Source organism: Eikenella sp. NML120348, assembly GCF_001648435.1.
In the GTDB taxonomy this organism is placed as follows: domain Bacteria; phylum Pseudomonadota; class Gammaproteobacteria; order Burkholderiales; family Neisseriaceae; genus Eikenella; species Eikenella exigua.
This window is the reverse complement of the sequence record NZ_LXSP01000003.1, coordinates 199,756-213,369: the sequence shown is the minus strand read 5'-3', so window position 1 is coordinate 213,369 and position 13,614 is coordinate 199,756. Positions and strand designations below refer to the sequence as shown.

Below are 13,614 nucleotides of genomic sequence, written 5' to 3'. Positions count from 1 at the left end.
AACTCTTTGATTCATACGGCATTGGTTCGCCTTGCCGTATGCCTGTACTATCTTCGGTTCACCGCCTTATATGAAGTGAAGTTTTACAGTTATATATCTCCAATGCAAAATCAGCAAAGGCTACCTGAAAGATTTCAGGTAGCTTTTTATTCCATTTTCAATTAGGAATGATACGGTGCTGCTTAGATTTGCCGATTTAGAACGACTAAACCATACGGGTGCAGCGGATTTTTAGTAGAAGCAGCGTGTACCAAACAGGTTTCAAGCCGCTATGCTAATTTTGTGGAACAGCCGCAGGCAGTTGGTGGTGGTGGCTTGGATAATGTTTTCCAAGCTGTCATCACGCAATTGGGCAACGAAGGCGGCGGTATGGCGTACGTAGGCGGGCTCATTGGGTTTGCCGCGTTTTGGCACGGGTGCGAGGTAGGGAGCGTCGGTTTCCACCAGCAGCCTGTCGAGCGGCACGTAGCGGGCGGCTTCTTGGATGGCGGTGGCGTTTTTGAAGGTGACGATGCCGGAGAAGGAGATGTAGAAGCCTAAATCCAAGGCTAGTTTGGCGGCGTGTACGTCTTCGGTAAAGCAGTGGATAACGCCGGCGTGGGCTTGATGTTCGCGCAGCAGGCGCATGGTATCGGCAGCAGCATCGCGGGTGTGGACAACAAGTGGCAAGCCGCTGCGGTTGGCAGCTTCGATATGCAGGGCGAAGCGTTGGTGCTGCCAGGCCAAATTGCCTTTGCACCAATGATAATCCAAGCCGGTTTCGCCGATGCCCACCACTTTGGGCAGGGCGGCGCGTTCCAGCAGTTCTTCCAGGCTGAATTCTTCGGCTTCTGGATCGTCGGGGTGGATGCCGACAGTGGCGTAGATGTTGGGGTGATTTTGGGCGATGGCGTACACTTCTTCGAAACTCTGCCGGCTCACGCTGATGGCAATGGCTTTATCCACACCGGCCTCGGCCATGTTGGCGAGGACTTCAGGTAGCCTTTGGGCGAGGTCGGGGAAGTTGAGGTGGCAGTGCGAATCGATCAGCATGGCTACATGGTGTAGGTGGCGCGGTCGGTATGCAGCAGGCCGGGCAGTTGGTCTTCGATGTAGTTTTTACATTTGATGCCGGTTTCGTCGTCGCCGAAAGCGAGGCCTACGCCTTGCGGCTGGCCGTTGGTGGTACGGCTGAGGTTGATCCACACTACGCGGGTGCGCAGGAAGAATTTTTCTGGATTGTCAAACAGTTCCAATACCAACAGCACTTCTTCGCCCATTTTGAATTCGTCGTTGGTGGGCACAAAAATGCCGCCATGTTCCAGAAACGGCATGTAGCTGTAGTAGGCGATGGGTTTGTCTTTGAGGCTAACGCTCATCATGCGGCCGGGGGCGCTGTCGGAGGGGGTGCTCATTGGTATGTCCTTGTTGTGAGTAAGTAGAGTGAAGGCCAAATATAGCTAAATTGCTTATTGCCTCAGCCAATGCCAAATGGTGGTTTGGCGGTTATTTTCTTAAAGTGGTTTGTTTTGCCAAAAGGCAAGATAACTGGTTAACAAATTTTCAATCTGCATTCTAACACTTAAGGTGTGCCGGCCGTAAGGGCTGAGGCGGTTTAGGGTGTGTACCAGTTGGAATAAGGTTGTCCCCTGGGTGCGGGAGGCTACCTGAAAAATGGCGGCTTGGTGTTGCGGGTAGTAGAGCGGGGGCAGGTTTTGTTGGGCGAGCGCGATATCGGCCAGCCATTTGTGCAGCCAGTCGAGAAACACGGCCAGCGGCCATTTTTGTTTGTCGAAGGCGGCGGCGTAATCCAGCATGGCCAACAGGCGCGGTTTGGCCAGCAGTTGGCACAGCTCTTCGCGCATGGTGTCTTGTTCCGGTTCGGCTGCAAACAGTGGGGCGCCGCTGTGGAAGGCAAGTAGGGCTTCGGCTTGAGGGGTGTTTTGCATTTTCAGGTAGCCTAAGGCTTCTTCGGTGCTTGGGGCGGGCAGCAGGAAGGGGCGGCAGCGGCTTTTAATGGTGGGCAGCAGGCGGTCTTTGTTGTGGGTCACCAAAAGGAATACCACCGATGCAGGCGGCTCTTCCAGCATTTTCAACAGCGCGTTGGCGGCTTGGGTATTCATGGTTTCTGCCGGCTGCACCAGCACCACGCGTAGCCCGCCGCGCACGGAGCTTTGCAGCAGTGGCGATAGCACGGCACGCACGGCATCGATTTTGATTTGCAGCAGCTTGCGCGCGCTTTCGCCTTCGGCAGGCAACTCGGGCGCGAGTTCGTAGTAGTCCGGATGGCTGCCTTGGGCGAACAGATGGCAGGAAGGGCAGCTACCGCAGGGCTGGTGTTCGGCCTGCGGCTGTTCGCACAACAGCGCCTGCGCCAGATGGTGGGCAAACGCGGTTTTGCCGGTATCGCGCCGGCCGGTAAGCAACCAAGCGTTGGGGCGGTTGCTCCATTGGGCAGCCAACTGCCGCCAAGCGGATTCATGCCAAGGATAAATCATAGGAAAACGTGAAGGCTACCTGAAAAGAGATTGGCCGTTTAAAAATGGAGTGAATGAAAATAAGACTGCTACGGCGTGGGTTCGCCGCCATGTTAATCCGCTATGGCAAGAGGCTACCTGAAAACGAAGCAGGGACGGCACTACGCCTTCTTCCCCCATTTGGCTTTGGCGATTTCCACCGCCATCGGCAGCACGGACACCGCGATGATGCCGATCACCACCAGCCCGAAATTGTTTTTCACCACCGGCAGTTCGCCGAAGAAGTAGCCCGCATAAGTGAGCAGCCCCACCCACATCAGCGCACCGATGATATTGTAGCGGATAAAGCGGCCGTAATGCATATTGCCCATGCCCGCCACAAAAGGCGCAAAGGTGCGCACAATCGGCACGAATCGCGCCAGGATAATCGTTTTGCCGCCGTATTTTTCGTAGAAAGCATGGGTTTTATCCAGATACTCGCTTTTGAACACGCGCGAATCCGGTTTGGCAAACAGCTTTTCGCCGAAATACTTGCCGATGGCGAAGTTTACCGCATCGCCAATCACTGCCGCCACCAAGAGCAGCGTGGCCGCTATATGCACATTCATCCCGCCCAGTGCCGCCACCGCGCCGGCGGCAAACAAGAGCGAATCGCCCGGCAGAAAGGGCGTAACCACCAGCCCGGTTTCGCAAAACACGATGAGAAACAGGATGGCATAAATCCACAAGCCGTAGGTTTGAGTGAGCTCGATGAGGTGTTGGTCGATATGCAGAACAAAATCAATCAGGCTGGCAAGCATGGGGAAACCGCAAATAAAAAGAACGGGCGGCATTGTAAGGCAAGAGGGGGCGGGCTGAAAGGGCTGCGTGCAAACCGCGCTGCAAACGCCGTTTTTTGCCGCCGGTTAGATGATGCAATTTTTCAGGTAGCCTCAGAGGGGCTAGAGGCTACCTGAAAGTTTCTTTTTCTTAGAAACGCTGTTACTCCGTATTTTCAGGTAGCCTTTCGGCTGCTTGAAATGCTTTTTTCGGTTAGAATCGGCGGCATTTACCTATTTGCCTGTTTCCCCTATTTTCGAGGAGTTGTTATGTCGCAATACGTCTATTCCATGTTGCGCGTGAGCAAGGTTGTGCCGCCGCAGAAAACTATCATTAAAGATATTTCCCTTTCTTTCTTCCCCGGCGCGAAAATCGGCCTGCTCGGTTTGAACGGCGCAGGCAAATCCACCGTGCTGCGGATTATGGCGGGCGTGGATAAGGAATTTGAGGGCGAAGCCGTACCGATGAGCGGTATCAAAATCGGCTATTTGCCGCAAGAGCCGGAGCTTGATCCTGAGAAAACCGTACGTGAGGAAGTGGAAAGCGGTTTGGGCGAAGTGGCAGCCGCGCAGAAACGTTTGGAAGAAGTGTATGCCGAGTACGCCAATCCCGATGCGGATTTTGACGCGTTGGCGGAAGAGCAGGGCCGCTTGGAAGCGATTATCGCAGCGGGTTCGTCCACCGGCGGCGGTGCGGAACACGAATTGGAAATCGCTGCCGATGCGTTGAGGCTACCTGAATGGGATGCCAAAATCGGCAATCTGTCCGGCGGTGAAAAACGCCGCGTCGCTTTGTGCAAACTCTTATTGAGCAAGCCCGACATGCTGCTGCTGGACGAGCCGACCAACCACTTGGATGCGGAATCGGTGGAATGGCTGGAGCAATTCTTGGTGCGCTTCCCCGGTACAGTCGTCGCGGTAACACACGACCGCTACTTCTTGGACAACGCCGCCGAATGGATTTTGGAACTCGACCGCGGCTACGGTATTCCGTGGAAAGGCAATTACTCGTCTTGGCTGGAGCAGAAAGAAAAGCGTTTGGAAAACGAGGCGAAATCCGAAGCCGCGCGCGTGAAAGCGATGAAGCAGGAATTGGAATGGGTGCGCCAAAATGCCAAAGGCCGCCAAGCCAAGTCCAAAGCGCGTCTGGCGCGTTTTGAGGAAATGAGCAACTACGAATACCAAAAACGCAATGAAACGCAGGAAATCTTTATTCCCGTCGCCGAGCGTTTGGGTAATGAAGTGATTGAATTTGTGAACGTTTCCAAATCGTTCGGCGATAAAGTGCTGATTGACGATTTGAGCTTCAAAGTGCCTGCGGGCGCGATTGTCGGTATCATCGGCCCGAACGGCGCGGGTAAATCGACGCTGTTCAAAATGATTGCGGGCAAAGAGCAGCCTGATTCCGGCGAAGTGAAAATCGGGCAAACCGTGAAAATGAGCCTGATCGATCAAAGCCGCGAAGGTTTGCAAAACGACAAAACCGTGTTCGACAACATCGCCGAAGGCCGCGATATTTTGCAGGTTGGGCAATTTGAAATCCCCGCCCGCCAATATTTGGGACGCTTCAACTTCAAAGGCAGCGACCAAAGCAAAATCGCGGGGCAGCTCTCCGGCGGCGAACGCGGGCGTTTGCACTTGGCGAAAACCTTGTTGAGCGGCGGCAATGTGTTGCTGCTGGACGAACCGTCCAACGACCTCGACGTGGAAACCCTGCGCGCGCTGGAGGAAGCATTGCTGGAATTTGCCGGCAGCGTGATGGTGATTTCGCACGACCGCTGGTTCCTCGACCGCATCGCCACGCATATTTTGGCGTGCGAAGGCGATTCCAAATGGGTGTTCTTCGACGGCAACTATCAGGAATACGAAGCCGACAAGAAACGCCGACTTGGCGAAGAGGGCGCGAAACCGAAACGTATCCGCTACAAACCGGTAACCCGCTAAAGCACAAAGAGGCTACCTGAAAACCGCAGGCTTGGTTTTCAGGTAGCCTCAATTTATCCAGCCAAACCAAAGGACAAACATGAACTGGCAGCAACTGCTCAGCACCAAGCGCTTCAAGCCCGAGAACGGCCGGCTGGTGGCCACCGTTACCCCCTCCAGCCAAGAAGGCGCAGATGCGTTGCGCACCGATTTCCACATCGATTACGACCGAGTGGTGTTTTCCGGCTCGTTCCGGCGGCTGGGGCGCAAAACGCAGGTACACCCCTTCGCCGAACACGACCACACCCACAACCGCCTTACCCACAGCGTGGAAGTGGCCAGCGTGGGGCGCAGCCTGGGCAACCGCGTGGGTGTGATGCTGGCCAAGGGTGGGTTCTTGCCGCCGGAGAATACGCCATCCGATATCGGCGCTGTGGTGCAGGTGGCCTGCCTGGCGCACGATATGGGCAACCCGCCTTTCGGCCACACCGGCGAAGAGGCATTGCGCGATTGGTTCCGCAATCCCGAGCACGCAGGCTACCTGAAACACCTGGCCGAAGCCGAACGGCGCGACGTGCAAACCTACGAAGGCAATGCCCACAGCCTGCGCATTTTGGCCAATCTTGAAATGTATCAGCATCGTGGCGGCATGCGGCTTACCGCCGCCTCTATCGGCGCGCTGCTCAAGTATCCGTGGACCACTTCCGCACCGCAGGGTTTGAAAAAATTCAATATTTATCAAACCGAGTTGCCGTTTATCGAATGTGTGGCCGCCGAATTGGGGCTACCTGAAATCGCCGCGCACCATTGGAGCCGCCACCCCCTGTCCTACCTGATGGAGGCGGCAGACGACATCTGCTACGCGCTCCTGGATTTGGAAGACGCGGTGGAGCTCGGCTTGTTGGACGACCGCGAAGTGGAAAACGTATTGCAGGGCATGGTGCACATCGACAAGCTCTGGCCGGAGCAATCCGCCCGCCAGCGCTGCGCCATGCTGCGCGGCATGGCCATCGGCCGCACCATCGACGACATGGCGCAAACCTTTATGCTGCACCATGCCGACTTGCTCTCCGGCAACTTCCAGGGCAAAGACCTGCTCAGCGTGTGCACGCCTGAAGTGCGCGATACGTTGGAAGGAGCAAAAGAGCTGGCACGCACCCGTGTGTTCCGCCACCAGAGTAAGCTGATTACCGAAATCGCCGCCTTCCCCTGCATCGGCTCGATTCTCAACCTGCTCGTGCCCGCCGCCTTCGCTTACATCACCAAAGCACACATCGGCACACGCCAATCGCTGGCCTTGGAGCTGCTGCGCGACGACCCGTTGAACGAGCAAGACACGCTCTACACCGCCTACATGAAAATCCTCGATTTCGTCGGCGGCATGACCGACAACGCCGCCGCCCGGCTGGCGCGGGAAGTGTCCGGCATTGGGATGCTGTAGCCGTTGCCGGGCAGGGGCGGCCAATGTTTTAAGCAGTTTGGAAATATGCGCTGCAACATATTGGGGAAACAGCCAATCTTGTCGCCGGGCAAAACAAAGGCTACCTGAAACCACAGGTAGCCTTTATTGTAAGAGCGGTCGGCCAGCTTAATTGTCGCGATCCAAATCGGCTTTGTATTCGATATGGCCATGGCCTTTGCGTTCGATTTCCACATCCAATTCCTGATCGCCGCGCTGGAATTTAAGATCCGCATCGTGGGGTTTGATTTCGGATTCCACCAGGCGGAAGCCTTGGCTGCGGGCATGGCTGATAACGCGTTGTGCCAGCTGCCGCACGTCGTTGCCGCGCAGGTGGAATTTGGCTTCAAATTCGCCATCGTCTTGCGCTTCTGCCTTCACCACCTGCGCACCGCGCGGGCGGTAGATTTCGCGCGGCAGAGTATCGGCTGCGGCAAAAGAGGAGAAACCGGCCAGCATGGCGGCCAACAGCAAAGTTTTCTTCATGGGAATGTCCTTTTGGAAGGGTGGGGGAAACGGTGTGCATATTAATGGTGGCATAATCTTGCCGCAATAGGGCGGCGGGATTTTATCGCCAAAATACTTATTTTCCTGCTGCTATAGGTCGCCTCGCCATACCGGGCCTGCGCCAATGTATGAAGCAGTAACTATTTCAGCCATGCCGGGGTTGAAAACGGCTGGGCGGGCAAATGCAAAAGGCTACCTGAAACTTCAGGTAGCCTTTCCAATAGGGCAGGGCGCTTTATTGATACAGGCAATGCCGACGCCATTCCTGCCGCTGCTGCGGCGTGAGGATTTGAAGCAGGGCGTGTTGGGCGCGCAGGCTTTCCACTTCGCGCTGCATTTGCGGGGTGTATTTTTCGTTCACATAATGCCGTGCCATGTTTTCATCGAACACCGGGCCGGAGAGCACCAAGTTGGAAGCCTGTGTGGTGTATTGGCGCAGGTTGCGCGATTGTGCCACGAGGTTGTCCATCCGTTGGCGGTATTCGGCACGCACTTGGCGCAGCTGCTCCTGTTGGCTGCTGCTGAGCGCAAGCTGGCGCATATCGCAGTTGGGGCTGTCGGCCAAGGCAAGGCTGCCAGCAGTGAGCAGGATGGTGGAAAACACAATCCGGCAAAGGGTTTGGCGGCGGGGGAGGGGAGTCATGGGATTAACTCTTTAGATTCAGTGTCGAACCAAGTAAATTTATTGCTACCAGTATACGAATGACGGCGTGAAACACGGTATAATCTTGGTAAACCTGTGTAAACAACAATGTAGTAGAAATCACTACGTTTTTGGCACGATGTGCGATGAATTATAGTCCCATTTATAGAAGAAAGCACCAACATGACCCACTACCGTATCGCTCCGAGCATTTTATCTGCTGATTTCGCCCGTTTGGGCGAAGAAGTGCAGCGCGTGATTGCTGCCGGGGCCGACTGGATCCATTTTGATGTGATGGACAACCACTACGTGCCCAACCTCACTTTCGGGCCGATGGTGTGCGCCGCGCTCAAGCCTTATGCCACCGTGCCGCTGGATGTGCATTTGATGGTGGAGCCGGTGGACGAAATGATTCAGGCTTTTGCCAAGGCCGGTGCCGACATCATCACTTTCCACCCCGAAGCCAGCCGCCATATCGACCGCAGCCTGAGTCTGATCCGCGACAGCGGCTGCCGCGCCGGGCTGGTGCTCAACCCCGCCACGCCGGTGTATGTGTTGGAACATGTGTTAGACAAACTCGATGTGGTGCTGCTGATGTCGGTTAACCCCGGCTTTGGTGGGCAGAAATTTATTCCGCACACGCTGGAGAAAATCGAACAGGTGCGCTCACTCACCGACCTCTACGCCACCGAAAGCGGCCGCCGCATCCTGATTGAGGTGGATGGCGGCATCAAGGCCGACAACATCGCCGAAATCGCTGCGGCCGGTGCCGACACCTTCGTGGCCGGTTCCGCCATTTTCAATCAGCCCGACTACGCCTCAGTGATTGCCGAAATGCGTCGGCAGTTGGAAAGGGCCGGCGGTTGATACGGTAAAAGGCTACCTGAAACTTTACAGATACAGCGGAAGCACTTCATTTCTTCCTGCCGCGTGAGCCGCCTTGGCATACTTGGTATGGCTTGCAGCAGGGTAGGGGAATTGAGTGCTTCCGCTCAAGCTTTTTCAGGTAGCCAATGTTGCAGGCTACCTGAAAAACCAAACTGCAGCTTTCAGGTAGCCTCATGCTGCAGCCCGCCTGAAACATTGATACAATTCCCCGTTTATTCTTAATCCCGCAGAAAGCCCGTCATGAAAGCCTCCCAGTTCTTTATTTCCACCCTCAAAGAAGCCCCCGCCGAAGCCGCGCTGGCCAGCCATAAGCTCATGCTGCGCGCCGGGCTGATTAAAGCCAACGCCTCCGGCCTCTACACTTGGATGCCTATGGGCTTGCGCGTGCTGCGCAAAGTGGAGGCCGTGGTGCGCGAAGAGATGAACCGCGCCGGCGCCATCGAGCTTTTGATGCCCGTTATCCAGCCGGCCGACTTGTGGAAAGAATCCGGCCGCTGGGATTTCTACGGCGACGAGCTGCTGCGCATCACCGACCGCCACGACAACACCTTCTGCTTCAGCCCCACCTGCGAAGAGCTGATTACCGACATCGTGCGCAAAGAAATCACCAGCTACAAACAGCTGCCCAAAAATTTCTACCACATTCAAACCAAATTCCGCGACGAGCGTCGTCCCCGCTTCGGCGTGATGCGCGCGCGCGAATTTGTGATGAAAGACGCCTATTCCTTCCACGCCGACTACGAATCGCTGGTGCGCGACGGCTACCAGCCCATGTATAACGCCTACTGCCGCGTGTTCGACCGCCTGGGCCTCGACTACCGCCCGGTGGCCGCCGACACCGGCAGCATCGGCGGCACCGGCTCGCACGAATTCCAAGTGCTGGCCGAAAGCGGCGAAGACGTCATCGCCTACAGCAGCGAATCCGATTTCGCCGCCAATATCGAGCTCGCCCCCACCTTGCGCCAAAGCGGCGAACGCGCCCCTGCGCAGGAAAAACTCGCCAAAGTGCACACCCCCGGTGTGAAAACCATTCCCGCGCTGGTGGAATTTTTGCAGATTCCGATTGAACGCACGCTCAAATCCATCGTGGTGGAAGGCGAAGAAGAGGGCGAACTCGTATTGCTGCTGCTGCGCGGCGACCACGAATTCAACGACATCAAAGCCGAAAAACTGCCCGGCGTGAAAAGCCCGCTGGCCATGGCTGCGCCCGAAGCCATTAAAGAAAAATTCGGCGCAAACGGCGGCTCGCTCGGCCCGGTGGGCTTCAAAGGCAAAGTGTATGCCGACTTCGCCGTGGAAAAACTGGCCGACACCGTGATCGGCGCCAATGAAGACGACCACCACTACACCGGCTTCAACTTCGGCCGCGACTGCCCCGAGCCCGAATTTGCCGACATCCGCAACGTGATCGCTGGCGACCCCAGCCCCGATGGCAAAGGCTACCTGAAACTCGCACGCGGCATTGAAGTGGGCCACGTGTTCCAGCTGCGCGACAAATATTCCGCCGCGCTGAACGCCTCGTTCTTGGACAACAATGGCAAATCACAAATCATGGAAATGGGCTGCTACGGCATCGGCATCACCCGCATCGTGGCCGCCGCTATCGAGCAGAACAACGACGAGCGCGGCATCATCTGGACTAACGCCATGGCGCCGTTCCAAGTCGTGATCGTGCCGATGAACTACAAAAAATCCGAAGCCGTGCGCGAGGCCGCCGATAAAATCTATGCCGAACTCACCGCCGCCGGAGTGGACGTGCTGCTCGACGACCGCGACGAACGCGCCGGCGTGCTGCTGGCCGACAGCGAACTGTTGGGCATCCCGCACCGCATCGCCATCGGCGACCGCGGCCTGAAAGAAGGCAAAGTGGAATACACCGAACGGCGCAGCGGCGAAACCGAACTGGTGGCGGCAGGCGAAATTGCCGCCAAGCCGAAAGGTTTGCTGGCTTAAGCATTGCGCCGGATTAGGGGCTACCTGAAAAACTTGGCTGGATAGAAGCTGCGTTTATTTTCAGGTAGCCTTTATGCCTCTGAGTTCTATCGATCCGCACAAACCGTTATTTAGCCCTCGGCCCGCTTTCCGCTACAATGCCGCTTTCCCCACAATACAACATAAAGGAACCCAATCATGGCACGTCTTCCCGTCCATACCGTAGAAACCGCCCCCGAAGCCGCCAAACCGCGCGTGGAAGCCGCGCTCAAGGCCAACGGCTTTATCCCCAACCTCATCGGCGTGCTGGCCAATGCACCCGAAGCCCTGGCGTTTTATCAGGAAGTGGGCAAGCTCAATGCCGCCAACAGCCTCACCCCCGGCGAGGTGGAAGTGGTGCAGATTATTGCTGCCAAAACCAACGAATGCGGCTTCTGCGTGGCCGGGCACACCAAAATCGCCACGCTGAAAAAACTGCTCTCCGAAAAAGCCATCCAAGCCTCGCGCCATCTGAACCCCGCCGAATTCGACGACGCCAAACTGGCCGCACTGGCCGCCTTCACCCGAGCCGTGATGGCGAAAAAAGGCGCGGTGTCCGATGCCGAGCTGCAAGCCTTTCTAGACGCGGGCTACAACAAACAGCAATCGGTGGAAGCGGTGATGGGCGTGGCGCTGGCCACCCTGTGCAACTACACCAACAACTTGGCGCAAACCGACATCAACCCCGAATTGCGCGATTACGCTTAAACACACGCAGCTTGCTGCGGTGAGCGAAACCAAAGGCTACCTGAAATTTCAGGTAGCCTTTGGTTATGGGGCGGCAGAGCTTTGCCGACAGGGTATAGTGGATTAACAAAAACCAGTACGGCGTTGCCTCGCCTTGCCGTACTATCTGTACTGTCTGCGGCTTCGTCGCCTTGTCCTGATTTTTGTTAATCCACTATAGGTTCAAGCCTTTGAGATTTTCAGGTAGCCTGTGCCGTTGCAGGCTACCTGAAAATCTGTGGGGCGGCCCGCTGCATTCATTTGCTTTGCCGCAAGCGGCCTGTTCCCGTTCGGTGTACAATGCTGCCGTTCAACCATCAACCCAGGAGCCACCCATGCCCAGCACCCAAACCCAGATTGCCGGTTTCTCGTTTGACAACTGCCTCATGAACGCCGCCGGCGTGGCCTGCATGAGCATTGCCGAATTGGAAGAAGTGAAAAACTCCGCCGCCGGCAGCTTTGTTACCAAAACCGCCACCCTCGAGCCGCGTGCCGGCAACCCAGAGCCGCGCTATCGCAACGTGCCGCTGGGCAGCATCAACTCCATGGGCCTGCCCAACCACGGCATCGATTATTACCTCGACTACCTGCTCGACCTGCAAAACCGCGAGCCGAACCGTACCTTCTTCCTCTCCCTGGTGGGCATGTCGCCCAGCGAAACCCACACCCTCCTGCACAAAGTGGAAGAGAGCGGCTTTAGCGGCCTCACCGAGCTCAACCTTTCCTGCCCTAATGTGCCGGGCAAGCCGCAGATTGCCTACGATTTTGAAACCACGGAAAAAATCCTCGGCGATGCCTTTGCTTATTTCAGCAAACCGCTGGGCATCAAGCTGCCGCCCTATTTCGATATCGTCCACTTCGACCAAGCTGCCGCCATTTTCAACAAATTCCCGCTTAAATTTGTGAACTGCGTCAATTCCATTGGTAACGGCCTGTATGTGGAAGACGAAACCGTGATCATCCGCCCCAAAAACGGCTTCGGCGGCATCGGCGGCGAATACATCAAACCCACGGCACTGGCCAATGTGCACGCTTTCTACCAGCGGCTCAACCCCTCCATTCAAATCATCGGCACCGGCGGCGTGCTCACCGGCCGCGATGCTTTCGAACACATCCTGTGCGGCGCCAGTATGGTGCAAGTGGGTACCACCCTGCATAAAGAAGGCGTTCCTGCCTTCACCCGCATTACCGAAGAGCTGAAAGCCATCATGGTTGAAAAAGGCTATGAAACGCTGGACGATTTCCGCGGTAAATTGAAATATTTGGACTAGCCGAAAACGGCGTATCAAACAATAAAGGCTACCTGAAAAATTTCAGGTAGCCTTTTTAAATCGGGCAGGATTGGTGCTGTTTGCCTGCGTTATGGGATTATCCTGTTTATATGGCAATCCAGTTTGTTATCAATTAAGAAAGAAAATCATCCATGTTCTTGTTATCAGGCGTAAAATGGGCACTACCAACACTGCTTTAAGGAGAGTAATCATGCACGAGAAACAGATAAAACTCATCGCTTATGCCTCCATTATCGCGCTTTGGTTGGTGTGGCTGGCGGATCTGGCGATAGACATCCGCACCATGTTCGACGACGGTTTTTGGCAGGCGCTGGCAAATCTTGCACCGTGGCGTGTGGAAGTGGCTACATTTGCCCTGTTCCTTTTTCCGTTTGTATCGGGTGGCGTGTATGTGCTCAATAGGGGTTTGCGGCAGCCCTGGTTATGCCTAATGCTGGTGTTTCTGTTGAGTACGGTGTGCATTTATATGCACAGCAGCTATTTTTATTTCGCCCGCGCTGCTGCGTACCATGCCACGCTGTCGGGCGTGGAACGTGAGGCGGTGGGTGCTTTGCTGGCGGAATACCAGTCGTTTAAAAATATTTTCGGCGCGGTATTTCTGATTGGCGTGCTGGTGGTCAGCGTGTGGCTGTTTGCCGTGGTGGCGGCTGGGAAAACAGTGTTTCCGCGCGCCTTCGCTCTGCTCAGCCCGCTGACGGGCGTGCTGTTGGGCAGAATGCTCAGAGTTGTTTATTCGTCTGCCGCTGGAACGCTGTATCCCGTACTCATCCCGTCTTTCTGGATGGCTTTGCTGTTTACCGTTTATCTACTGTATTTGCTGCGATACGGGCAAATGAACGAATAAGTGGCTACGTAAAAGATTGGTACCAAAAGGCTACCTGAAATTTCTAGTTGCGCAGAAACTACGCTGCGCGGTACTTTCAGGTAGCCT

13 protein-coding genes are annotated in these 13,614 nt (G+C 55.9%); 7 read left to right on the top strand and 6 right to left on the bottom strand.

The window, feature by feature from the left end; genetic code table 11:
• Positions 1 to 261 precede the first annotated feature (261 nt).
• The 4 genes from A7P99_RS06240 to A7P99_RS06225 form a co-directional block, all read right to left on the bottom strand.
• A complete protein-coding gene (locus A7P99_RS06240) occupies positions 262 to 1,032 on the bottom strand; it encodes a TatD family hydrolase (RefSeq protein WP_067447642.1) in 771 nt (256 codons plus the stop codon).
• Positions 1,033 to 1,034: 2 nt separating this feature from the next.
• Positions 1,035 to 1,394, bottom strand: a complete 360-nt coding sequence (locus A7P99_RS06235; protein ID WP_067447644.1) for a PilZ domain-containing protein — start codon at positions 1,392 to 1,394, stop codon at positions 1,035 to 1,037.
• Between the two features lie 99 nt (positions 1,395 to 1,493).
• Positions 1,494 to 2,477, bottom strand: a complete 984-nt coding sequence (holB, locus tag A7P99_RS06230) for a DNA polymerase III subunit delta' (protein WP_067686971.1) — start codon at positions 2,475 to 2,477, stop codon at positions 1,494 to 1,496.
• A 140-nt stretch (positions 2,478 to 2,617) separates the two neighbouring features.
• A complete protein-coding gene (locus A7P99_RS06225) occupies positions 2,618 to 3,256 on the bottom strand; it encodes a DedA family protein (RefSeq protein ID WP_067686968.1) in 639 nt (212 codons plus the stop codon).
• A 288-nt stretch (positions 3,257 to 3,544) separates the two neighbouring features.
• Here A7P99_RS06225 and ettA point away from each other — a divergent pair, with 288 nt between their 5' ends.
• Complete coding sequence (gene ettA / locus A7P99_RS06220) at positions 3,545 to 5,218, top strand: energy-dependent translational throttle protein EttA (RefSeq protein ID WP_067528381.1); 1,674 nt, start codon at positions 3,545 to 3,547, stop codon at positions 5,216 to 5,218.
• A gap of 79 nt (positions 5,219 to 5,297) precedes the next feature.
• Positions 5,298 to 6,638, top strand: a complete 1,341-nt coding sequence (locus A7P99_RS06215) for a deoxyguanosinetriphosphate triphosphohydrolase (protein ID WP_067528383.1) — start codon at positions 5,298 to 5,300, stop codon at positions 6,636 to 6,638.
• Positions 6,639 to 6,785: 147 nt separating this feature from the next.
• Here the strand turns inward: A7P99_RS06215 and A7P99_RS06210 are convergent, their stop codons facing one another.
• Both A7P99_RS06210 and A7P99_RS06205 read right to left on the bottom strand, forming a co-directional pair.
• Positions 6,786 to 7,142, bottom strand: a complete 357-nt coding sequence (locus A7P99_RS06210; RefSeq protein ID WP_067447657.1) for a hypothetical protein — start codon at positions 7,140 to 7,142, stop codon at positions 6,786 to 6,788.
• 256 nt (positions 7,143 to 7,398) lie between these two features.
• Positions 7,399 to 7,806: a Spy/CpxP family protein refolding chaperone gene (locus tag A7P99_RS06205; protein ID WP_067447659.1), complete on the bottom strand. Its 408-nt coding sequence runs from the start codon at positions 7,804 to 7,806 to the stop codon at positions 7,399 to 7,401.
• A 183-nt stretch (positions 7,807 to 7,989) separates the two neighbouring features.
• Here A7P99_RS06205 and rpe point away from each other — a divergent pair, with 183 nt between their 5' ends.
• The 5 genes from rpe (at position 7,990) to A7P99_RS06180 (ending at position 13,527) form a co-directional block, all read left to right on the top strand.
• Positions 7,990 to 8,673 carry a ribulose-phosphate 3-epimerase gene (gene rpe / locus A7P99_RS06200; RefSeq protein ID WP_067686965.1) on the top strand — a complete coding sequence of 228 codons (684 nt, stop codon included), beginning with the start codon at positions 7,990 to 7,992 and terminating at the stop codon, positions 8,671 to 8,673.
• Positions 8,674 to 8,934: 261 nt separating this feature from the next.
• The gene (locus A7P99_RS06195; RefSeq protein WP_067447662.1) at positions 8,935 to 10,647 is read left to right on the top strand and encodes a proline--tRNA ligase; all 1,713 of its coding nucleotides are present in this window, start codon (positions 8,935 to 8,937) and stop codon (positions 10,645 to 10,647) included.
• A 177-nt stretch (positions 10,648 to 10,824) separates the two neighbouring features.
• Positions 10,825 to 11,373, top strand: a complete 549-nt coding sequence (locus A7P99_RS06190) for a carboxymuconolactone decarboxylase family protein (protein WP_067447664.1) — start codon at positions 10,825 to 10,827, stop codon at positions 11,371 to 11,373.
• Between the two features lie 353 nt (positions 11,374 to 11,726).
• Positions 11,727 to 12,662 (top strand): dihydroorotate oxidase, encoded by a 936-nt coding sequence (locus A7P99_RS06185; protein ID WP_067528387.1) that lies wholly within the window; start codon positions 11,727 to 11,729, stop codon positions 12,660 to 12,662.
• 211 nt (positions 12,663 to 12,873) lie between these two features.
• On the top strand, positions 12,874 to 13,527 hold the full coding sequence (locus tag A7P99_RS06180) for a DUF6796 family protein (protein WP_067686962.1): 654 nt from the start codon (positions 12,874 to 12,876) through the stop codon (positions 13,525 to 13,527).
• The last annotated feature ends 87 nt before the right edge of the window (positions 13,528 to 13,614 follow it).